Source organism: Duganella sp. GW822-FHT06D06, from assembly GCF_058799615.1.
This window is the reverse complement of record NZ_JBXALQ010000012.1, coordinates 171079-192904: the sequence shown is the minus strand read 5'-3', so window position 1 is coordinate 192904 and position 21826 is coordinate 171079. Positions and strand designations below refer to the sequence as shown.

At 64.2% G+C, this 21826-nt stretch carries 23 protein-coding genes; 5 read left to right on the top strand and 18 right to left on the bottom strand.

The genetic code is table 11. The features are described from left to right. Genes AC1RMD_RS21570 through flgB form a run of 3 tightly spaced genes read right to left on the bottom strand, consistent with a single transcriptional unit; the run spans position 1 to position 1560 of the window. Complete coding sequence (locus tag AC1RMD_RS21570) at positions 1-708, bottom strand: flagellar hook assembly protein FlgD (RefSeq protein WP_492929227.1); 708 nt, start codon at positions 706-708, stop codon at positions 1-3. Positions 709-724: 16 nt separating this feature from the next. Then, a complete protein-coding gene (gene flgC / locus AC1RMD_RS21565) occupies positions 725-1132 on the bottom strand; it encodes a flagellar basal body rod protein FlgC (RefSeq protein ID WP_492929226.1) in 408 nt (135 codons plus the stop codon). Positions 1133-1134: 2 nt separating this feature from the next. Beyond that, the gene (gene flgB, locus AC1RMD_RS21560; RefSeq protein ID WP_492929224.1) at positions 1135-1560 is read right to left on the bottom strand and encodes a flagellar basal body rod protein FlgB; all 426 of its coding nucleotides are present in this window, start codon (positions 1558-1560) and stop codon (positions 1135-1137) included. A 158-nt stretch (positions 1561-1718) separates the two neighbouring features. Here flgB and flgA point away from each other — a divergent pair, with 158 nt between their 5' ends. The 3 genes from flgA to AC1RMD_RS21545 all read left to right on the top strand — a co-directional run bounded on the left by flgA (position 1719) and on the right by AC1RMD_RS21545 (position 3324). Further along, on the top strand, positions 1719-2417 hold the full coding sequence (gene flgA / locus AC1RMD_RS21555; protein WP_492929223.1) for a flagellar basal body P-ring formation chaperone FlgA: 699 nt from the start codon (positions 1719-1721) through the stop codon (positions 2415-2417). A gap of 108 nt (positions 2418-2525) precedes the next feature. Further along, a complete protein-coding gene (gene flgM / locus AC1RMD_RS21550; protein WP_492929221.1) occupies positions 2526-2840 on the top strand; it encodes a flagellar biosynthesis anti-sigma factor FlgM in 315 nt (104 codons plus the stop codon). A 7-nt stretch (positions 2841-2847) separates the two neighbouring features. Further along, positions 2848-3324: a flagella synthesis protein FlgN gene (locus tag AC1RMD_RS21545; protein ID WP_492929219.1), complete on the top strand. Its 477-nt coding sequence runs from the start codon at positions 2848-2850 to the stop codon at positions 3322-3324. Positions 3325-3345: 21 nt separating this feature from the next. Here AC1RMD_RS21545 and motD read toward each other — a convergent pair whose 3' ends face one another. From motD to AC1RMD_RS21495, 10 genes are all read right to left on the bottom strand, one after another. Beyond that, positions 3346-4119: a flagellar motor protein MotD gene (motD, locus tag AC1RMD_RS21540; RefSeq protein WP_492929216.1), complete on the bottom strand. Its 774-nt coding sequence runs from the start codon at positions 4117-4119 to the stop codon at positions 3346-3348. Between the two features lies 1 nt (position 4120). Then, positions 4121-4867, bottom strand: coding sequence for a flagellar motor protein (locus AC1RMD_RS21535; protein ID WP_492929214.1), 747 nt, complete (start codon positions 4865-4867; stop codon positions 4121-4123). Next, positions 4849-5580 (bottom strand): RNA polymerase sigma factor FliA, encoded by a 732-nt coding sequence (locus AC1RMD_RS21530; protein ID WP_217942038.1) that lies wholly within the window; start codon positions 5578-5580, stop codon positions 4849-4851. The genes AC1RMD_RS21535 and AC1RMD_RS21530 overlap by 19 nt, the downstream gene beginning before the upstream one ends. A 42-nt stretch (positions 5581-5622) precedes the next feature. After that, positions 5623-6420, bottom strand: a complete 798-nt coding sequence (locus AC1RMD_RS21525; protein ID WP_492929211.1) for a MinD/ParA family ATP-binding protein — start codon at positions 6418-6420, stop codon at positions 5623-5625. Next, positions 6413-7837: a flagellar biosynthesis GTPase FlhF gene (flhF, locus tag AC1RMD_RS21520; RefSeq protein WP_492929210.1), complete on the bottom strand. Its 1425-nt coding sequence runs from the start codon at positions 7835-7837 to the stop codon at positions 6413-6415. The genes AC1RMD_RS21525 and flhF overlap by 8 nt, the downstream gene beginning before the upstream one ends. Positions 7838-7987: 150 nt before the next feature. Beyond that, complete coding sequence (locus AC1RMD_RS21515; protein WP_492929208.1) at positions 7988-8971, bottom strand: DUF4351 domain-containing protein; 984 nt, start codon at positions 8969-8971, stop codon at positions 7988-7990. Between the two features lie 49 nt (positions 8972-9020). After that, on the bottom strand, positions 9021-11141 hold the full coding sequence (flhA, locus tag AC1RMD_RS21510) for a flagellar biosynthesis protein FlhA (RefSeq protein ID WP_492929206.1): 2121 nt from the start codon (positions 11139-11141) through the stop codon (positions 9021-9023). Continuing rightward, the gene (flhB, locus tag AC1RMD_RS21505; protein WP_492929205.1) at positions 11138-12319 is read right to left on the bottom strand and encodes a flagellar biosynthesis protein FlhB; all 1182 of its coding nucleotides are present in this window, start codon (positions 12317-12319) and stop codon (positions 11138-11140) included. Before flhB ends, flhA begins: the two co-directional genes overlap by 4 nt. 107 nt (positions 12320-12426) lie before the next feature. Further along, positions 12427-13437: a fumarylacetoacetate hydrolase family protein gene (locus AC1RMD_RS21500; protein WP_492929203.1), complete on the bottom strand. Its 1011-nt coding sequence runs from the start codon at positions 13435-13437 to the stop codon at positions 12427-12429. Further along, positions 13434-14153 (bottom strand): pseudouridine synthase, encoded by a 720-nt coding sequence (locus AC1RMD_RS21495; protein ID WP_492929200.1) that lies wholly within the window; start codon positions 14151-14153, stop codon positions 13434-13436. Before AC1RMD_RS21495 ends, AC1RMD_RS21500 begins: the two co-directional genes overlap by 4 nt. 177 nt (positions 14154-14330) lie before the next feature. On the opposite strand from AC1RMD_RS21495, the gene AC1RMD_RS21490 reads away from it, so the two are divergent. Continuing rightward, a complete protein-coding gene (locus tag AC1RMD_RS21490) occupies positions 14331-14621 on the top strand; it encodes a hypothetical protein (protein ID WP_492929198.1) in 291 nt (96 codons plus the stop codon). Between the two features lie 208 nt (positions 14622-14829). On the opposite strand, the gene AC1RMD_RS21485 is transcribed toward AC1RMD_RS21490, so the two are convergent. The 5 genes from AC1RMD_RS21485 to AC1RMD_RS21465 all read right to left on the bottom strand — a co-directional run bounded on the left by AC1RMD_RS21485 (position 14830) and on the right by AC1RMD_RS21465 (position 18466). Then, positions 14830-15855 (bottom strand): S49 family peptidase, encoded by a 1026-nt coding sequence (locus AC1RMD_RS21485; RefSeq protein ID WP_492929197.1) that lies wholly within the window; start codon positions 15853-15855, stop codon positions 14830-14832. A gap of 19 nt (positions 15856-15874) precedes the next feature. Further along, a complete protein-coding gene (locus tag AC1RMD_RS21480) occupies positions 15875-16246 on the bottom strand; it encodes a Rieske (2Fe-2S) protein (protein ID WP_492929195.1) in 372 nt (123 codons plus the stop codon). Then, positions 16246-16905: an HAD-IIIA family hydrolase gene (locus AC1RMD_RS21475; protein WP_492929193.1), complete on the bottom strand. Its 660-nt coding sequence runs from the start codon at positions 16903-16905 to the stop codon at positions 16246-16248. Before AC1RMD_RS21475 ends, AC1RMD_RS21480 begins: the two co-directional genes overlap by 1 nt. 47 nt (positions 16906-16952) lie before the next feature. Next, complete coding sequence (locus AC1RMD_RS21470) at positions 16953-17942, bottom strand: RluA family pseudouridine synthase (protein WP_492929191.1); 990 nt, start codon at positions 17940-17942, stop codon at positions 16953-16955. A gap of 143 nt (positions 17943-18085) precedes the next feature. Then, on the bottom strand, positions 18086-18466 hold the full coding sequence (locus AC1RMD_RS21465; RefSeq protein ID WP_492929189.1) for a hypothetical protein: 381 nt from the start codon (positions 18464-18466) through the stop codon (positions 18086-18088). A gap of 173 nt (positions 18467-18639) precedes the next feature. Here AC1RMD_RS21465 and AC1RMD_RS21460 point away from each other — a divergent pair, with 173 nt between their 5' ends. Then, positions 18640-21672, top strand: coding sequence for an Rne/Rng family ribonuclease (locus tag AC1RMD_RS21460; protein WP_492929187.1), 3033 nt, complete (start codon positions 18640-18642; stop codon positions 21670-21672). Positions 21673-21826 lie beyond the last annotated feature (154 nt).

The window sequence follows — 21826 nt, the reverse complement described above, 5'->3', positions numbered from 1 at the left end:
TTACAAAACTTCTTTAATCTCGGACATCGTGAACTGTCCGAGCGAGGTATTCAATTTGACGCCGCCGCTGCCGGTCGACACGCTGGCCACGGCCGCCAGTTGCAGCGCGGTCGCGTCGGGCAGCGTCTTGCCGGCGCTCACCGCCTTGACGGTGAAGGTGTAGGCGCCGGCCGGCGCCGCGGTCTTGGCGTCGGTGGTGCCGTCCCAGGTGATCGGGTAGGTGCCGACGTCGGTGCCCTTCATGCTCATGGTGCGCACCGTGGCGCCGCTCTTGTCCTGGATCGAGATCGTCACGCTTTCGGCGGCCGAGGCCAGGTCGATGCCGAACACGCTGGTGCTGGTGCTCTTGCCGGCGCTGTCGGTGCTGGTCGACAGCTCGATGCCGGCGCCCTTCACCAGCACGCCCTTGCCGATCAGATTGGTGGCGGTCAGCGATTGCGACGCGGCCTGGTCGGTGCGCAGCGATTCCAGCGTGGCGTTGACCTTGTTGATGCCGGTCACCGTCGACAGCTGGGCCAGCTGGCTGGTCATTTCCGCGTTGTCCATCGGGTTCAACGGATCCTGGTTCTTCAGCTGCGTGACCAGCAGCTTCATGAACTTGTCCTGGTCCGCGCCGATGTCGTTGGAGGTGCTGCTGGTGTTGCTCGTGTTGCCGGTGGTGTTGAGCGCGGCCGTCTTGGGCGTGTCGGTCACTGTGCTGATAGTCATGATTGCCTCTGGTGGATTACTGGCCGATGGTCAGGGTTTTGAGCAGCAGCGTCTTGGCCGCGTTCATGGTCTCGACGTTGGTCTGGTAGGAGCGCGAGGCCGACAGCATGTTGACCATCTCGTCCACCACGTTCACGTTGGGCATGGTCACATAGCCCTTGTCGTCCGCCATCGGATGCTTGGGGTCGTACATCTGCTTCATCGGCGACTGGTCTTCCACCACCTGCTTGACCCGCACCCCGGTCGCGGCGCCGCCGGCGGTCGGCGTGGTCGCTTCGAACACCACCTGGCGCGCGCGGTAGGCCTCGCCGCTGGCGCTGGTGGCGCTGTCGGCATTGGCCAGGTTGGAGGCCACCACGTTGAGCCGCTGCGCCTGGGCGCTCATGGCCGAACCTGAAACATTGAAAATATTAAACAGCGACATGATCAGTTACCTCCCTGTATCGCCGCCATCATGTGCTTGATCTGGGCGTTGATTGCGGTGATGCCGGCCTCGTAGCGGATGGCGTTGTCGGCGAACTGGTTGCGTTCGACGTCCATGTCGACCGTGTTGCCGTCGACCGCGCCCTGCACCACGCCGCGGTACAGCAGCGGCGTGCCGTCCGCCATCGTGGTGCCGTCTGGCGGAGGGTTGGGGTAATGCTTGCCGGCGGTGGTCTTGAGCGTGGCGTTGGCGCTAGGGCTGGCCTTGTCCAGCGCGGCCTGCATGGCGCTGGAGAAGTCGATGTCGCGTGCCTTGTAATTGGGCGTATCGCCGTTGGCGATATTCGAGGCGAGCACGCTCTGCCGCTGGGAGCGCAGCCCCAGCGCGGCTTCGTTGAAGCGCAGATAATCGTCGAGTTTCCCAACCATGACAGCTCCCTATGGACGTACTTGTTATGACAGGATCGATGATACGGAGTTGCCCCCGGTAACCATCGAGCGATAAGAAAGCGCTTTTCGGTCCTATTCAAGGCTTCAAGTCCAGACCGCCAGACTATGATGGCAGTATTGAAGAGGACTCCCACACCATGAAACGACTGCTCATCACCGCCGCCCTGCTGGCCCTGCTGCCGGCGGCTCAGGCTCAGCAAGCCGCGCCCCTGCGCCAGGACGCGGCCGCGCTCAAGCGCAGCGTCGAACAGTTCCTGCAAGTACAAAGCGGCGGCCTGCCCGGCCAGGTCACGGTCGCGGTCGGCGCCGTCGATCCGCGCATGAACCTGGCCGCCTGCGCCGATCCGCAAGCCTTCTTCATGCCCGGCGCGCGCGCCTGGGGCAAGACCACGGTCGGCGTGCGCTGCGTGGCGCCGGCCGCCTGGACGATCTATATCCAGGCCACGGTCACCGTGGTCGGCGACTACATCGCCAGCGCCGCGCCGCTGGCCCAGGGCCAGGCGATCGAGGCCGGCCAGCTGGTGACCCTGAAGGGCGATCTGACAAGCTTGCCGGCCGGGATAGCCACCGACATCGGCCAGGTGATCGGCCGCAGCACCAATATCTCGCTGCCGCCGGGCACGCCGCTGCGCCTCGATACGCTGCGCAGCAAGCCGGTGGTGCAGTCCGGCCAGCTGGTGCGGCTGGTTTCCAGCGGCAACGGTTTCAGCGTGTCGGCCGAGGCGCGCGCCATGAGCACGGCGGGCGACGGCCAGGTGGTCCAGGTGAAAACTTCCGGTGGGCAACAAATTACGGGAATCGCCAAGGCAGGCGGGCTGGTGGAGGTGGCGTTTTGATCGAACGCCACGGGTCTTGAGGCACGGCAACGCTAAAGTTTTGGCGTCAGCCGCCGTTACATACTCAGATCCCGGAGTTTCGTACTCCTACCAGAGAAGGATAGCGCTGTGAAAATTAACGATACATTGAAGAGCACGACCGGCTTGCCGGCGTCGACCCCGGCTTCCACCTCGACTGCGCGCGGCGCGGACAAGGCGGCGGCCCCGGCGACCCCGGCGACGTCCGACAACGTGCGCCTGTCGCCGCAAGGCCAGGCATTGGCGGCCAGTGCGGCCGGCGGCGGCAGCGCGGTGTTCGACACCAAAAAAGTCGAGCGCATCAAGCTGGCCATTGCCGACGGCCAGTTCCAGGTCAACTCGGAAAAAGTAGCGGATGGCTTGCTCGATACAGTCAAGGATCTGCTGCACTCTCGCAAACGATAGGTCTACCATGTCAACCGCTACCCCGCTGAACAGCCTGCGCGAAGAAGAACACATCATGACGACCCTGCTGGGCGTCTTGAAGCAGGAGCAGCAACATCTGGTGGCGGCGGAAATCGACGGCCTGACGGCGGTCACCACCAAGAAATCGGCACTGGTCACGCAGATGACCCTGTTGTCGGCCCAGCGCCACCGCGCCCTGGGCAAGGCCGGCTACCCGGCCGAGGAAGCCGGCATGGATGCCTGGGTTGCCGCCAGCGGCGCCGACGCCGCCGAAGCGAGCGCCCTCTGGCAAGCGCTGCTGCAACATTCCCGCGAAGCCAAGGAACTGAACCGCATCAACGGCATGCTGATCAACAAGCAGATGAACCACACGCAAGGCGCGCTGCAAGCGCTGCGTCCGCAATCGGCGGGCGCGGACAACTTCTACGGCCCTGGCGGCCTGTCCACCTCCCTGCCCCGCAGCCGCGGCTTCCTGGCCGGCTGAGCCGAATTTACCGTTGACTGCTTATTGAGCCGGCGCCGGCGTCGGCACTTCCGTTACCGTATCCGGTATCCCGGACAGGATCGTGACCGCCACCCGGCGATTGCGCGCGCGGCCGATCGTGTTGTCGTTCGGCGCCACCGGCACGTTGGCGCTGAAGCCGACCGCGGTCAGCCGCTCCGGCGCCACGCCGGCGTCGATGAACAGCCGCACCACGCTGCTGGCGCGCACCGCCGACAGTTCCCAGTTGGACGGGAACAGCGTGTTGCGGATCGGCTGGTTGTCGGTGTGCCCTTCGACCTGCACCTTGTGCTCGTCGTTCTTCAGCAGGCCGGCGACGGCCCGCAGCGCCTCGGTCGATTCGTTGGTCAGGCGCGCCTCGCCCGGATCGAACAGCACCGAGGCGTTGATCTCGACGCTGACGCCGCGGCTGTTCTGCGTGACCCGCACCTTGCCCTCCTTGACCAGCGGCGCCAAGGTGGACAACAAGTCCTGCGCCAGCTTGGTCATCTGGGTCTTTTCCTTGCGCAGCAGTTCGGCGTGGCGCCGCAGATTGGGATTGGGGATCGGCAGGTTGGGTACTTCGGTGTTGACCGGCCTGGCCGAACCGGCGCCGCCGAAGGCGTCGCCCAGGGCCACCGACAACACCTTGTAGCGGCCGATATTGACCACCGAAATCGCGTACATGACGACGAAGAAGGCGAACAGCAGCGTGATGAAGTCGGCGTAGGAGATCAGCCAGCGCTCGTGGTTCTCCGGTTCGTCGTCGAACTTCCTGCGGGCGCGCCGGTTCTGCATGTCAGTGTTCCCGCAGCAGCGTGGCGATGCGCTCGTCGATGACGCGCGTGTGGTCGCCGGTGGCGATGTCGTAGAACACGGCGGCGGCGATTTCCTGCTGGTGCACCGCCTGCGTGACGATGGCCTTGAGCTTGTTGGCGATCGGGTAGAAGAACAGGTTGGCCAGGCCGACGCCGTAGATGGTCGACACGAAGGCCACCGCGATGCCGGAACCCAGCTTGCTGGGGTCGGACAGGTTTTCCATCACGTGGATCAGGCCCAGCACCGCGCCCAGGATGCCGATGGTGGGCGAATAGCCGGCCGCCGATTCCCAGATGCGCACCGCCTGGCGTTCTTCCGTTTCGTAGGCGGTGATTTCGGTGTCGAGGATCTGGCGCAGCTTGTCGGGGTTGATGCCGTCGACGATCAGGCGCAGGCCCTTGGTGTTGAACTTGTCCTTGGAGGCGAGCATATAGCGCTCCAGCGACAGCAGGCCGTCGCGCCGCGCCGCCAGGTTCCAGGCGTTGATGTCGCGCGCCAGCACCACGCGGGTGTCGGCCGGCGGCGCGAACACCAGGCGCAGCATGCGCACGCCGCGCATGAAGGTCTTGAAGCGGGTCTGCAACATCACCGCGCCGAAGGTGCCGATGACGACGATCGCGAACGCGGCCGGTTGCAGCAGCGACGCCAGCTTGCCGCCTTCGAGCGTCTGGCCGACGATGATGCCGGCCAGCGCCAGCAGCACCCCGGCTACGCTGGCCCAGTCCAAGACCGCTCCCGAAGTGAGGCGCGCAGACGCGCCACGGCCTGCGTATGCAGCTGCGATACGCGCGATTCCGATACGCCCATCACGGCGCCGATTTCTTTCAAGTTGAGCTCCTCTTCGTAGTACAGCCCCATCAGGATCTTTTCGCGCGGCGGCAGCGCGTCGATGGCGTCGATCACGGCCTGGCGGAAGTCGCCGTCCAGCAGCGAGCGCAGCGGGTCGCTCTCCTCGTCCGAGCAGTAACGGTCGAGGAAGCTGTCGTTGCCGTCGTCGTCGTGAAAATCTTCGTAGTACACCAGCTGGTGGCCGCCGCCGTCGGACAGCATATCCTGGTAGTCGGACAGCGACAGCTTGAGCATCTTGGCCACTTCCGACTCGGTCGGCGGATGGCCCAGGCGCTGTTGCAGCGTGCTCATCGCGGTTTCGATCTTGCGCATGTTCTGGCGCATCGAGCGCGGCAGCCAGTCGCTGTTGCGCAGCTCGTCGAGCATGGCGCCGCGGATGCGCAACACGGCGTAGGTTTCGAACTGGGCGCCATGGGTGTCCTCGTAACGGCTGATGGCGTCGAGCAGGCCGATCATCCCGGCTTGCACCAGATCGTCGACTTCGACGCTGGGCGGCAGTTTCGCCTTCATGTGGTGGGCCAAGCGCTTCACCAACGGCATGTGCTCCGTCAGCAAAGAATTCTTGTCCACTTTCCCTTTGACCGTGTACATAGCCGTTTATTATTGATTAAGCGCTAAAATTATGATGCTCCCTTAACGGAAAGATGGCGAGCCGGCCAGCGCGAAGCGCCCCGCCAGTTGACGAAACGCGACCGAAGCCCCGGCCAGCGGAAACGCATCGACCACCGCACGCCCCAAGCGTGCCGCGCGTTGCAGGTATTCATCCGCCGGCACCGATCCCATCGAAACGAGGTTCACCGCCAGGTATCGGCTTGCTGCCTGTGCCATATTATCGTATACCACCTTTGCTTCCGATTCGGAAGCCCCGGTGACCAGAATTCCAAACGGCCGGCGACCCAGCTCCTGGTTCAGGCGCTTGATCATACTGTATGCGGCCTTGATCGAGGTAGCGCTATTCGATACCTGCACCACGATTTCCGAGCTGGCCATGACCGGCACCGGGAAGGCCACGCCGTCGAACTCGCCGTCGACGATGACGATGCCGGTCTGCTTGGCCAGCACGTCGAAGGCCTTGGCCAGGCGGCGCGTCTCGTCCGGGCCGCTGCGCGCCACGCCGCGTGTCATCGACGCCACAGCGAAGCCTTGCGGCACCTGGTGGATCACCTGGTTCAGCGCGCATTCCTGGCGCGCCACGTCCAGCAGGCTGGCGCCGCCGTCCACGCCGAGGCGCGTGGCCACGCCGTGGGCGCTGGCGCAGGCGTCGACCAGCAGCACGTCGTTGCCGGCACGGGCCAGCGAGGCGCCCAGGTTGACCAGCATGGCGCCCTTGTCGTCCTGCGGCGAGGCCGACAGGAAGGTGACGATGCGGGGCTTGGGCCCCGCCAGCATGCGGCGCAGTCCCTCCGCCTGGTCGAAATCGAAATTAGCCAAGGTGCACCTCGCGCATTGCTTGCTGGTTCTGGCCGTTGCTCATCAGCAGAGGCAGTTCGGCGTCCAGGTATTGGGTGTTGACGACATCGCGTTTCAATTTGAAAGCGCGGTCGATCAGGTAGGCCGGATCGGCCAGGTGCAGGTCTTCCGGCACGCGCTGGCCGTTCGAGACGTAGAACAGATTCAGTTTCTGGCGGATCACCACGTCGAGCACGTTGCCGATCGCGGCCGCTTCGTCCAGCTTGGTCATGATGCAGCCGGCCAGGCCGCTGCCCTGATAGGCGCGCACCACTTCGTTCAGGGTTTCCTGGGTGGCCGTGGCGTTCAGGCACAGCAGGCGCTTGACGTCGGCGCCGGCGCCTTGCAGCATAGCCACCTGTTCGGTGACCATCTGGTCGCGCTGGCTGACGCCGACCGTGTCGATCAGCACCGTGTGCTTGTTCTTCAATTCCTTCAGGGCGATGCGCAGGTCGGCTTCGTCCTTCACCGAGTGCACCATCACGCCGAGGATCTTGCCGTAGATGCGCAGCTGCTCGTGGGCGCCGATACGGTAGGCGTCGGTGGTGATCAGGGCCAGCTTGTCCGGGCCGTGGCGCATCACGCAGCGCGCGGCCAGCTTGGCGGTGCTGGTGGTCTTGCCGACGCCGGTCGGGCCGACCAGCGCGAACACGCCGCCCTGCTCGATCAGCGCGTCTTCGTTGGCCATGGTTTGCAGGTTGCGGGTCAGGACGTTCTTGATCCAGCGCAGGCTGTCGGCGGCGTCGCGGTTGGCCGGCAGTTTTTCGATCAGGTAGCGCGCCAGGCTGGCCGAGAAGCCGGCCGCCAGCATCTCGCGCAGCACGGCGGCTTTCTGCGGCTCGCGCGCCTGGGTGGTGCCCCAGGAAATTTCGGCCAGCTGGGTTTCCATCATGCCGCGCATGGCGCGGATTTCGCTCATCATGCCCTGCATTTCGGCGGCGGCGTTCTGCTTGGCGCTGGCGACGGCGGCGCTGACCATGGCGGCGATCTGGCCGACGTCCAGCGCGGCCTGGGCCGGCGCCGGCGCCGGCGCGGCGGCCGCGGCCTTGGTGACGCTGGCGAACGACGAGGCGGACGCCACCACGCGGCGCACCGGTTGCGCTGGCAGGGCGGCCGGCGCCGGGGCCGGGCTATGGGAGGCGAAGCGCGGCTCCAGACGCTGCTCGACGCGGCCTGCCGGCGCGGCGGTGCCCAGGTCGAGCGACGGCGCCGGTTCGGCCATCGGCGAGTGCGGCGCCGGCATGGCCAGCGAGGCGGCATCGTCGTTGGCGAGGGCGAGGATCTCAACGCCGCCATCGGCCTGGCGGTTGGACAGGATCACGGCGTCGGGGCCGAGCGATTCGCGCACTTTGCGCAGCGCCTCGCGGGAAGTCGGTGCGGTAAATTTTTTGACGTTCATGGCCGGCTCTCAGAAATCTAAGTCAAGCAGTGCGTCTTCCGGATGAGACGCCTTTACTCTGACAGTGCCATTATTGACGATGCACTCTGGAAACGATCCGAGGAACAGGGGGGCAAATGGGCCGCATTTCACCATTGCGGCCGAGGCGGCTTAGCGGTCGCGAAAAACCTCGTCCAGCGAGGTGGCGTCAACGAAGTTTTTGGCCCACGCCGACAACTGCGGCAAATCTGCCTGCAGCAGCCGCGCGCAGACGGCGGCATCGAGCTCGCCGAAGCGTTGGCGTAACAAGTCGGTCAGCAACGCGGACTGTCCTTCTTGTCGTCCTTCTTGTCGTCCTTCTTGTCGTCCTGCTTGTCGTCCTTCTTCCAATCCATGCTTGCGCCATTGCTCCATGCAAAGGCGTTCCATCGAGGATATGTAAGGCATGGCGCGCCTCCTTTCCAATTGCAAAGCCACATAGGTCAACCGAAGCTCCAACGCCTGCGGAAGGCGCATGATCCAGTCGATCACCCGATATAAATTGATGATACGCCGCTTGTCCCAATCACGCTGATACAGAAGTTTGGTGAGCCGCAGTTTGGCGATGCGCCGGCGGTGAGGATTCCCGCTGGTCTGCCGCGCCTGCAAATGCGCCAGCGTCACCAATGCAAAGGGATTTTCGTGTTGCTGCAACTCGTCAAGACGTTCAGCGAGATCCAACAGTTTGACGACAGGGAATTCAATCCCCATCGTGCACCCAAGCAAACGGTAACTAAACGACGAAGGCCGCCAACGCTTGCCGCCGTCAGTCAGCAGCGCCAGGCTGGCCACCGCACGGCGGTAACGATCATAGACGCGATAGTTGTAGATAAACATACGTTCCGCGAAGTCCCTATCGCGCCACCCCTGCACTTCCAGATGCAGCAGCACCCAGCGCTCACCGCCGTCATGCAGATACACGGACACCAGCTTATCGAGCAGGCGTTTGCCCAACTCGGCATCGCTGCTTAGCGCCGCCAATTCCTGATCGAGAAAAGTATGCGGCCGCGACCAGTCGATCGCGGCATGCGCAAGAGGAAAATAAAAGGCCATGAATTCGGGAAAGTGGTGGATGACCGCTTCCTTCCATGGCGTGTCGAAATCGTCGTCATCCATGCGAGCAGTCTAGACCGCCCGCATGGATGCATCCGCGATCCGCGCAAACTTAGGCCGGCTGCTGGCCCACCAGCGCCGTCACGCGGATGGTCTTGGTCTCCGGGATCTCCGCGTGCGACAGCACCTTCAATTGCGGCAAGGCGCGGCGCAGGAAGCGCGACAGCAAGGCCCGCAGCGGGCCCGGCACCAGCAGCACCGGCGTCAAACCCAGCGCCTCCTGCTGCGCCGCCGCCGCCTGCGCCTGCTGGGCGATGGTGTCGGCCAGCCCGGGCTCGATGCCGGCGCCGTCCGGGCCGCTGGCCGCCAGCGCCTGCATCAGCAAGCGCTCCAGGCGATTATCCAGGGTCATCACCGACAACTCGCTGGCGCCGGGGAACAGCTGCTGCACGATGGCGCGGCCCAGCGCGATGCGCACCAGCGCCGTCAGGTCGCTCGGATCCTGCGTGTGCACGGCGTGCTCGGCCAGCGTCTCGATGACGGAGCGCATGTCGCGGATGTGCACGCCTTCCATCAGCAGGTTCTGCAACACCTTCTGCAGGGTCGACAGCGACACCATCTTCGGCACCAGGTCTTCCACCAGCTTGGGCGCATCCTTGCCCAGGTGGTCCAGCAGCGACTGCACCTCGGCCCGGCCCAGCAGCTCGGAAGCGTGGGTCGTGATCAGGTGATTCAAGTGGGTCGCCACCACCGTGCCGGCGTCGACCACCGTGTAGCCCATGCCCTGCGCCTGGTCGCGCAGATTGGCGTCGATCCACGTGGCCGGCAGGCCGAAGGCCGGATCGGTGGTGGTCATGCCCGGCAAGGTGCCGCTGGCCATGCCCGGATTGATCGCCAGGAACTGGCCGTTGTAGGCCTCGCCGGTGCCCACTTCCACGCCCTTGAGCGTGATGCGGTAGGCCGACGGCTTCAATTCCAGGTTGTCGCGGATGTGCACCGGCGGCGCCAGGAAGCCCACCTCCTGCGCAAACTTCTTGCGGATGCCCTTGATGCGCTTGAGCAGTTCGCCGCCCTGGGTCTTGTCCACCAGCGGGATCAGGCGATAGCCCACTTCCAGGCCCAGCGTATCGACCGGCATGATGTCCTGCCAGCTGGCCTCTTCCTGCTCCGGCGCGGCGGCCGGCGACGCCGCCGCCTCCGCCGCCGCCACTTCGGCGGTCTTGCCGGCCTCGGCCTTGCGGGTCATCATGTAGGCCGAACCGGCCAGCACGCCGGCCAGCAGCAGGAACACCAGGTTGGGCATGCCGGGGATCAGGCCCATGCCGCCGATGATGGCGGCGGTGATATACAGCACCTGCGGCTTGGCGAACAACTGCCCCACCACCTGGGTGCCGATGTCCTGCTCGCTGGCCACGCGCGACACCACGATACCGGCCGCGGTCGAAATCACCAGCGACGGGATCTGCGCCACCAGGCCGTCGCCGATGGCCAGCAAGGTGTAGATCTTCACCGCGTCGCCAAAGGTCAGGTCGTGTTGCAGCAGGCCGACCAGCAGGCCGCCGACCACGTTGATCACCGTCACCAGGATGCCGGCCACGGCGTCGCCGCGCACGTACTTGCTGGCGCCGTCCATGGCGCCGTAGAACTCCGCTTCCTGCGCCACTTCGCTGCGGCGCTTGCGGGCGTCGGCCTCGCCGATCAGGCCGGCGTTGAGGTCGGCGTCGATCGCCATTTGCTTGCCCGGCATCGCATCCAGGGCGAAACGCGCGCCCACCTCGGCGATACGGCCCGCACCCTTGGTCACCACGGTGAAGTTAATGATCGTCAGAATAATGAAGACCACGATACCGACCGTGTAGTTACCGCCGATCAGGAAGTGGCCGAAGGCCTCGATCACCTTGCCGGCGGCGTCGGCGCCGTTGTGGCCCTCGGTCAGCACCACGCGGGTCGAGGCCACGTTCAGCGACAGGCGCAACATGGTCGACACCAGCAGGATGGTCGGGAAGGCCATGAAGTCGAGCGGCTTGACCGTGTACAGGCTGGTCAGCAGCACGATCACCGCCAGCGCGATGTTGAAGCTGAAGAAGATGTCGAGCACGAAGGCCGGCAGCGGCAGCACCATCATCGCCAGCAGCATGATGATCAGGATGGGCGCGGCCAGGCTGCTCTTGTTGCGGCTGTTGGCGATGCCTTGCAGCCATGGCGGCAGTTTCAGGTTGCTCAGGGCGTTCATGCGGGTGCTCCGTTATTCAGGTCGGGTTGCTTTTTTTGCGATGCGGGATTGAGCGGATCGAGCTCAGGCGGCACATCCAGGGTCTTCGGTATATCCGGGCGCTTGCCGTTGCCCTTGCTGAACAGGCGCAGCTGGAACACATAGGCCAGCACTTCGGCCACCGCCGCATACAGCGCTTCCGGAATCTCGTCGCCGATCTCGGTGTGCTTGTGCAGCGCGCGCGCCAGCGCCGGCGCCTCCAGCATGATCACCTGGTTCTCCCGGGCGATCTCGCGGATCCTGGCGGCCACTTCGTCGCTGCCCTTGGCCACCACCTTCGGCGCGCCGCGCATGCCGTCGCTGTACTTCAGCGCCACCGCGTAGTGGGTCGGGTTGGTCACCACCACGTCGGCGGTCGGCACGTCGGCCATCATGCGCCGCTTGGCCATCTCGCGCTGCAGCTGGCGGATCTTGGCCTTGATCTGCGGGTTGCCGTCGGACTCCTTGGATTCCTGGATCAGCTCCTGGCGGGTCATCTTCAGTTTGTTCGAGTAATGCCACATCTGGTAGGGGCCGTCGATGGCGGCGATCAGGCCGAGCGCGCCGACGATGAACAGGAAGCTGCTGCCCAGCATATTGAACAGGTGCACCATGCCCAGCTTGAGCGGCTCCACCGCCAGGCCGATCACGGCGTCCTTCTGCTTCATCACCACCAGCCAGGCCACCATGCCCACCACCAGCGCCTTGGCCACCGCCTTGAACAGCTCGACCAGCGAGTTGGACGAAAACATGTTGCCGAGGCCTCGGGCGGGATTGAGTTTGTTGAAATTGGGCGCGACCGCCTTGCCGCTGAACAGCCAGCCGCCCACCAGCAGCGGCGAGGCCAGCGCGACGATCATCACGGCGATGCCCAACGGCAGGCAGGCGAGCATCACGTGCACCACGTCGACCAGGATGCGGTTGAGCAGGATGTCGGCGTCGAAGATTTGTTCCTGGTTCAAGGTCAGGCCGGACACCAGGGCGGCGTTGAGCTGGCGGATCAGCCCGTCGCCGGTCATCCACAGGCCGGCGCCGGCCGCCATCAGCACGGTAAACGTCGCCACTTCCCGCGAACGGGGCACGTCGCCCTCTTCGCGCGCCTGCTCGAGGCGCTTGGCTGACGCGGGTTCGGTCTTTTCTGCGTCGCTGTCTTCTGCCATGGAATCTGCCTGCTGCGGGGTTTATCTCGACCGTGCCATTATCGGCCGCGGCAGGGCCGGGCCATCGCCGGAATACGGCGGTATTTCCGGCCCTGCTCGTAGATTCCTTACAGCAATTTCCGGCCGCTGGGCTCGACCAGCGCCTGCTTGACCGCCTGCTCGATGGCGCCGAACACGGATTTGCCGTCGCCGCCCAGCATTTCGATGCGGATGGTGTCGCCGAACGCCATGTAGGGCGTGAGCGGCGCACCGCCGGCGATGGTCTCCAGGCAGCGCTGCTCGGCGATGCAGGAATAGCCGCGCCTGGCGTCCCGGTTGGACACCGTGCCCGAGCCGATGATAGCCCCGGCCCGCACATTGCGCGACTTGGCCAGGTGGGCGATCAGCTGCGGGAAGTTGAACACCATGTCGACGCCGGCCTGCGGCTTGCCGACCAGCTTGCCGTTCCAGGTCGACAACAGCGGCAGGTGGACCTTGCCGCCCTTCCAGGCCTCGCCCAGCTCGTCCGGCGTGACCGCCACCGGCGAAAAGCTGGTGGCCGGCTTGGACTGGACAAAGCCGAAGCCCTTGGCCAGCTCGTCCGGAATCAGATTGCGCAACGACACATCGTTGACCAGCATCAGCAGACGGATGCGCTGGTGCGCCTGGTCCGGCGTCGCGCCCATGCCGACGTCGTCGGTGACGACCGCCAGTTCGGCCTCGAAATCGATGCCCCACTCTTCGCGCAACAGCGCGATATCGTCGTGCGGGCCGAGGAAGTCGTCGCTGCCGCCCTGGTACATCAGCGGATCTTCCCAGAACGACGGCGGCAGTTCGGCGCCGCGCGCCTTGCGCACCAGCTCGACGTGGTTGACGTAGGCCGAGCCGTCGGCCCACTGGAAGGCGCGCGGCAGCGGCGCCATGCAGTGGCCCGGCTCGAACTCGAAGCTGCGGCGGGCGCGGCCCTGGTTCAACTCCTGGTAGATGGCGTCCAGCTGCGGCGCGATGAAGGTCCAGTCGTCCAGCGCGCGCTGCAGGGTGCGCGCCACGCCGTCGGCCAGCTGCGCGGTCTTCAGGTCGCGCGACACCACCATCAGCTGGCCGTCGCGGCTGCCGTCCTTCAGCGTTGCCAGCTTCATGCGGCGGGCGCCAACAGCGCCAGTTGTGCGGCCGTCAGATAGCACCATTCGCCCTCGGCGATGCCCAGCGACTCCAGCGTCAGCGCGCCGATGGCGGAACGGTGCAAGGCGCTGCAATGGTTGCCGGCGGCCGCCAGCATGCGCTTGACCTGGTGGTACTTGCCCTGCTCCAGCACGATTTCCAGCTGGTGCTCGCCGCGCTTGACGCAGGTCTGCGCCGCCAGCGGCGCCGGCTCGTCGTGCAGCTGCACGCCGGACAGCAATAGCGCGACCAATTCGTCGGTCACCGCTTCCTGCGTGGTGGCCTGGTAAATCTTCGGCACATGGCGCTTGGGCGACGATTGCGCATGGATGAACGGGCCGTCGTCCGACATCAGCAGCATGCCGGTGGTGTCGTGGTCGAGGCGGCCGACCGGCTGCACTTCGCGCCAGGTGAACTGCTCGGGCAGCAGGGTCAGCACGCCGGGGTGATGGCTGGGCTTGCGCGAACATTCGAAATTGGCCGGCTTGTTGAGCGCGATGTACAGGTGCTCGCGGTAGACCCATTCTTCGTCGAAGATGGTCAGCACCAGGCCATCGGTCTCGATGCCGGCTTTGTAGTTGTCGTGCACGGCGCCGCCGATGCTGACTTCGCCGTCCTCGATGAGGGAGCGGCAATACTTGCGGGTGCCGTAACCCTGCGATTGCAGGATGCGGTCTAGGGATAATTTACTCATGGCCGGATTTTACAGGATGCGGGTGGCAGCGGGAAGGCACGGTTTGTTGCGGCGCAGCATCCATTCTAGATAGTCATCAACCTTGATGAATATCAAGTCCCGCGCCAATTCTATTGATAGACTGAAATTGCACTAGGAATCCGCCTAAGGCATTAGGAATGCTCAGCAGGACTTACCATGACTACCTTACTCTCCGTTACAACAGCGGCGCAAGAACAGGCCGCCATGCACAGAACCGAACTGCTGCTGGCACACTGCCGCAGCTGCCCGCCGACAGGCGCCGCGCCCACCGGCGCAATGGAACAGTGGCATGCCGCCCGGCAAGCGCACTTCCTGGCCTGGCTGGACGCCGGCGGCTTCGCGCAAAGCGACGCCGCCATTGAAAACAGCGGCATTGCGCCGCTGTTTTCAGCCCCATTACAGGACTCTTTACGAGGAATCGAAATTCTCTCTACTCCGCATCAATGATGCAGTTGAGTAGTTCCATCAAACTGAACAAGATCGTGCTGACAACAAGATAAACTGTTTATATCGGCCCCCCTTGGAAAGAACTACAACACCACTATAGTCCACCGGGTCGGATATGCAAGCATGAAAAAGGCTGGATTGATAATGTTAATCGCTAGTCCAGTGATGCTATCACTACGACTAACGGCCAGCCTGCCTCCGCGCCCGCCTAGCGCAGGCTGGGCTTGACGTTGTCCAGCGCCGATTTGACCGCGCCGGCGCCCATCGCCGCGCCGAATTTCTTCAGCACGCGTTCCGGCAAGCCTTCATGCTGGGTGTAGTCGATGATGTCTTCCGCCTTGACCACGTCGCGCGCCACGCTGTCGACCGTGCCGAAGGCGTCGGCCAGGCCCATGTCGATGGACTTGGCGCCGGTCCAGAACAGGCCGGAGAACATCTCCGGGGTTTCCTTCAGGCGCTTGCCGCGGCCGCCGCGCACCACCTGGATGAACTGTTGGTGGATCTCGTTGAGCATGGTCTGGGCGTATTGCTTGTGCTTTTCGGTCAGCGGGCTGAACGGGTCCATGAAGCCCTTGTTGTCGCCGGCGGTCAGCAGGCGGCGCTCGACGCCGACTTTTTCCATGACACCGGTGAAGCCGAAGCCGTCCATCAACACGCCGATCGAGCCGATGATGCTGGCCTTGTTGACGTAGATGCGGTCGGCGCCGGCGGCGATGTAATAGCAGCCGGAGGCGCAGATTTCATCGACCACCACGTACAGCGGCTTGGCCGGATAGCCCTTGCGCAGGCGCACCATCTCGTCGACGATCATGCCGGCCTGCACCGGGCTGCCGCCTGGGCTATTGATGTGCATCACCACCGCCACCGAGCCGCTGTCGGAAAACGCCTTGTTCAGCGCGGGGATCACCACCGCGGCGGCGCCGCTGCCTTCCGACTCGATCGCGCCGTCGATCTCGATCAGCGCGGTGTGGCGGCCCAGGGTTTCCTCCGAACCGGTCCAGCTGATATCCAGGTAGGCGCTCAGCCCGACCACGATCACCAGCAAGGTCGCGGCCTTGAAAAAGATGCCCCAGCGGCGCGCCGCCTTCTGCTCCTTGAGCGTGGCAAACACCAGCTTCTCCAGCACCTCGCGCTCCCAATGGGACGCGGCGACCGTCGCCTTGACCGGCGCAGGAGGCGCCGATGCTGGTTTTTCGGCGCTGTTACCGCCATTTTCGCTAGTGTTATCGCTCATAGTTCTCGTCTAATGTCAGTCAGGCGCGCGCCGGGCGCACGTAGTCATCCGGTTGCCAGAAAATCTGCTGATCGCGCTCTATCACGCTGATCGGGCGCAAACGTCCGCCCTTGCAGGGTCCGCCGGCACAGAAACCGCTTTCCGGCGCATAGATCGCGCCGTGGGTGGAGCACATCAGGTACAGCCCGCTGGACTCGAAGAACTCGCCTTCGGCCCAGTCCAGTTCAATCGGCACATGGGCGCAGCGGTTCAGGTAGGCATACGCCTTGCCGCCGTAGCGCACCACGAAACCGGTGCCGTCGTCGCCGCCGGCGGTCACCAGGAAGCGCACGCCCTTGCCGCCTTCCTGCACGGCGTCGGCGTCGCAGATCAGGATGTCTTGGTCGGCCATTACGCGTGCTCGCTCAACCATTGATGCAGCTCGGCCACCGTGGCGGCCGAATACAGCGGGTGACAGGCGGCCAGCTGGTCGACCGGATGGGCGCCATACTGGACCGCGACGGCGGACGCGCCGGCATTGTTCGCCATCAGCAAATCATGCGACGTATCGCCGATCATCACGGTACGGCGCATATCCTGCCCCAACTCCCGCGTCAACTCTTGCAACATGGCGGGATGTGGCTTGGAAAAGGTTTCGTCCGCGCAACGGGTGGCGTCAAACATGGACAACAGTTTGACGTCGTTCATGGCGCGGTTCAGGCCGACCCGGCTCTTGCCGGTGGCCACCGCCAGGAAATAGCCGTTCTGCGACAGCTCCATCAGCATGTCTTGCACGCCGGGAAACAGGGTCAGCTCGTGGTCGCGCGACAGGAAGTGATAGCGATACCGCTCCACCATGCGCGGATAGTAGGCTGGATCGATCTCCGGCAACACCGCCTGCATGGCTTCATGCAGGCCGAGGCCGATCACATGGGCGGCAACGTCGTCGCGGGGGATCGGCAGGGACAAGTCCCGGGCCGCCGCCTGTATGCACTTCACGATCGTTGAAGTTGAATCCATCAACGTTCCATCCCAATCGAAGACGATCAGATCAAATTGCTTTCTTGCCATGTATTCCGGCCTGCTACGCGGGCCGGCTCCTTCAATAATATTTGCGATTAGTTAAGAGGTTTCCCCAAGCTTACCAAGAATCGCTCACATTCGGCAGCCAATGGCGCGTTCAGCGTCATGATTTTGCCGGAATCTGGATGGGTAAAGGTAATCTGATGGGCGTGCAGGAACATGCGCTTGAGCGCGCCGCGCGTGGCGTCGGCTTTCAGCAAGACCCGGTTCAAGGCGAAATCGCCGTATTTGTCGTCGCCAAGGATGGCGAAGCCGGAAGATGCCAGGTGAACGCGGATCTGGTGGGTGCGTCCGGTCTTCAGTTCGGCTTCCAGCAGGGCGAAGTCCTTGAATTTCTTCAGCAGCGAAAACACCGTGTGCGAAGGCATGCCCTCGGCCTGCACCGCCACCCGGCGTTCGCCGTCGGCCGTCGTGTATTTATGCAACGGCAGCTTGACGTGCTGGCGCGCGTTTTTCCAGTCGCCCGCCACCATCGTCAGGTAACGCTTGTCGGTATGGCCGTCGCGCATCTGTTCGTGCAGGTTGGTCAGCGCCGAACGTTTCTTCGCCAGCAACAGCAAACCCGAGGTGTCGCGGTCCAGCCGGTGCACCAGCTCCAGGAACTTGGCGTCCGGGCGGGAGGCGCGCAACTGCTCGATCACGCCGAACGACACGCCGGAGCCGCCGTGCACGGCCACGCCGGCCGGCTTGTCGATCACCAACAGCTGGGCATCCTCGAAAATCACCTTGAACTCGGCCGCCGGCACATGGGTGGTATCGGCTTTCTCGGCGATGCGGATCGGTGGAATACGGACGACGTCGCCCTGTACCAGGCGGTACAGTTGATCGATGCGCCCCTTGTTCACGCGCACCTCACCCGAGCGCAGAATGCGGTAGACGTGGCTCTTCGGCACGCCTTTGCAAATACGCAATAGGTAGTTGTCGATACGCTGGCCGGCTTCTTCTTCAGTAATGGTGACGAACTGCGCTTGCAGCGGAACGTCTTGGGGTGTTGAAGGTGGGATAACATCTTTTTGTTGCTTCATTTGCTCTGTCTTCCCAGAAATCTCTCTAAGTCCTTCATTTTGAATATATAATTGTTAGCGCTGTGGCTCAATCTGCGGCAAGTGTAAGAATAAAAGCATATTTTACACAGGGGCGTCTCCACTGGCCTCGCCAAATTGCAAATTCAGAGGAAAAAATGTATACGCACCACCCCTGCCGGAATCAAGGTTGCACCGTTGTTGTAATCGGATGTCAGCAGGGATGCTGAATTAATATGGTTGGATTGTAAGGATAAAGTCCGGCCAGCTCGGTCTAGTGTCGAGCTGGCCGGTTGATGAAGTTGATAACGCTTGCCGTTTTCGCCAAACCCCATGCTTTGCTGCAAGCTCGACGGAAGGCTGAAACAAGCCTGGTTACCGAAGTTGCAATACTTGTAGTATGTAAGCCTGGTCAGGATTTGGCTCTCAACGACGTTGCTCACCGCCTGCATTTCTCTGCCGTCTTTCAGAGGCCGCATGGATGAGTTGTAGGTGATGCGAGCACTCGGCATGTCGATCGACCTCATGCGCCCAGTTGCGGCCGCAGCGCGGACGTTTTCGTTCGCGTTGCTGCGTCGCACAGGATGGGCATACCCACCGCAATCACATTAATTCTCGCGTATATCCCTGTACCACGCTGCCTCGGTCCTAAGAAACCGAGCGGCACAGAGATGACCTACGGGTCGCGGAGTTAATAAAAATGAAACGCATGTTGTTTAATGCTACGCAGCAAGAAGAATTGCGCGTAGCGATCGTCGACGGTCAGAAACTGATCGATATCGACATCGAAACCGCCGGCCGCGAACAGCGCAAATCCAACATCTACAAAGGCGTGATCACCCGCATCGAACCGTCGCTGGAAGCTTGCTTCGTCAGCTACGGCGAGGATCGCCACGGTTTCCTGCCTTTCAAGGAAGTAGCACGCACTTACTTCCGCGAAGGTGTCGATGTCCGTACCGCCTCCGTCAAGGAAGCGCTGCGCGAGGGCCAGGAAATCATGGTCCAGGTCGAAAAGGAAGAGCGCGGCAACAAGGGCGCCGCCCTGACCTCCTTCGTCTCGCTGGCCGGCCGCTACCTGGTGCTGATGCCGAACAACCCGCGCGGTGGTGGTGTTTCGCGCCGTGTCGAAGGTGAAGAGCGCCAGGAACTGCGCGAAACCATGGACAAGCTGGACCTGCCGCCAGGCATGTCGGTGATCGCCCGCACCGCAGGCATCGGCCGCAACGTCGACGAACTGCAGTGGGACTTGAACTACCTGATGCAACTGTGGCGCGCGATCGAAGGCGCCGGCAAGTCGGCCTCCGGCGCCTTCCTGATCTACCAGGAATCGTCGCTGGTGATCCGCGCCATCCGCGATTACTTCCAGCCTGACATCGGCGAGATCCTGATCGACACCGACGACATCTACGAACAAGCTCACCAGTTCATGAGCCACGTGATGCCGGACATGGTGCACCGTGTCAAGCGCTACAGCGACGACGTGCCGCTGTTCTCCCGCTTCCAGATCGAACACCAGATCGAAACCGCCTACAGCCGCACCGTGCCGCTGCCATCGGGCGGCGCCATCGTCATCGACCACACCGAAGCGCTGGTGTCGGTCGACGTCAACTCGGCCCGCGCCACCCGCGGTTCGGACATCGAGACCACCGCCTTCAACACCAACTGCGAAGCCGCGGAAGAAGTGGCCCGCCAGCTGCGCCTGCGCGACTTGGGCGGCCTGATCGTGATCGACTTCATCGACATGGAAGTGGCCAAGAACCAGCGCGAAGTCGAACAGCGTTTGAAGGACGCGCTGCACCACGACCGCGCGCGCGTCCAGATGGGCAAGATCTCCCGCTTCGGCCTGATGGAACTGTCGCGCCAGCGCCTGCGTCCCTCGCTGTCCGAAGGTTCGCACGTGACTTGCCCGCGCTGCTCCGGCACCGGCCATATCCGCGACACCGAATCGTCGGCCCTGCAGGTGCTGCGCATCATCCAGGAAGAGGCGATGAAGGAAAACTCGGCCACCATCCACGTGCAGGTTCCGGTGGACGTGGCAGCCTTCCTGCTGAACGAAAAGCGCGGCGAAGTGCTGAAGATCGAGACCCGCCACCGCATCAGCGTCATCCTGGTGCCGAACAAGCACCTGGAAACGCCGCACTACAAGCTCGAGCGCATCAAGCACGACGATCCGCGTCTGGAAGAAAGCCAGGCGAGCTACTCGCTGGCAGAGCAAGCCGAAACCGACATGGCCTACAGCAAGCGCCAGAAGGAAGAAGCCAAGCCGCGCCAGGAAGCCATGGTCAAGACCATCACCCCTGACCAGCCGGCGCCGCTGGTCGAGCGCAAGCCGACCGAAACCGTCATCAAGCCGGCGCCGGCGCCAGTGCCGGCACCGGCCGAGCAAGGTTTCTTCGCCAAGCTGTTCAGCTTCCTGAGCCCGAAACCGGCGCCGACGGCCCTGCCGCAGCAGCCGACCATCGTGGTCAAGGCGCCGTCCGGCGACCGTGGCGACCGCAACGCGCGCGGCCCACGTGGCCGCAACCGTAACGGCAAGGGCGCAGGCCGTGGCGAGCGCGAAGAGCGCGAACCAGGCGCGGCCCGTCCGGCAGCGGACGAGGCGAAGGCAGTCGACGCCAATGGCCGTCCGGCGCGCCCGCCGCGGCCACCGCGCGAGCCGCGCGAACCGCGTGAAAACCAGGCAGTAGAAGGCCAGGCGCCGCGCGAACGCGCAGAACGTCCGGAGCGCGCGGAACGCACGCCACGTCCTCCGCGTGAGCCGCGCGGCGAGAAAGCCCCGGTCGAAGCCAAGGTTGAAGAACTGGCGCTGAACGTCGGCGTGCCGTCGACCGGCCCGGTGACCGACGCCGCCACCAGCATCCTGAAAACCGCGCCGAGCACCGGCCCGGAAGGTGATGACAACGAAGCAGCGGTGGACGGTGAAGAGCCGCGTCGTCGTCGTCGTCGTGGTGGCCGCAACCGCAATCGTCGCGACCGCGACGGCAGCGAAGGTGTCGAAGGCGCGGAAGGCCAGGAATCGGCCGCGGGTGAAGCTGGCGAGCAGATCGTCCTGAGCTTCAGCGCACCAGCCGCCGAGGCAGCAGTTGCTCCGGCAGCAGTCGCGGTGGAAGCAGCGGTCGTGGAAGCCGCGGTCGTGGTTGAGCCAGTCGCCGCCGCGCCAGTGCTTGCCGAAGCACCGGCCGCCGAGCCAGTCGTCGCAGCAGTTGTGACGCCGGAACCAGCGCCAGTCGTTGAAGCGCCCGCCGTTATTGCAGCGCCTGTGGCCGAAGCTGCGCCAGTCGTCGCCGAGCCAGTAGCTGTTGTAGTGGAAGCACCGGCAGCGCCGGCGCAGGTCGAAGCACCAGCAGCCCCGGTCGTCGTGGAAGCGCCGGCCCTGGTGGTGGAAGTTGCCGCACCTGTCGTGGTGGAAGCCGCGCCGGTCGCAGCAGCTCCGGCGCCAACGCCAGCCCCTGCTCCAGTGGCAGCGCCAGTGGTTGCCGAGCCAGTCGCTCCGGTCGCCGTAGCGCCAGTGGCAGTGCCGACGCCAGCGCCGGTGGCACCATCGGCCCCGATCGACCTGCAAGCAGTGCTCGGTTCCGCCGGCCTGACGCTGGCAGCCACCGATCCAGCCAAGCTGCGCGCCGCGCAGGAAGCTGCCGCCAACGCCGTAGCACCGGCCCGCGTTCCACGCGAACGCAAGCCGCTGCCGCCGCAAAATGACGAGCCGCTGGTCCAGGTGGACACCCGCCGCTAATCGCATCGGATAGCAAAACCAAAAAGCCCCGCCGGCACCGAGCGCGCTCTTGAGCGCGTTCAGGCCGGCGGGGCTTTTTTAATCCGGGGTCAAGTCTGACATTCGGACACGAGCTCTGCCGTAGCTGCTGTTACGGCAGAGCTCGTGTCCGAAT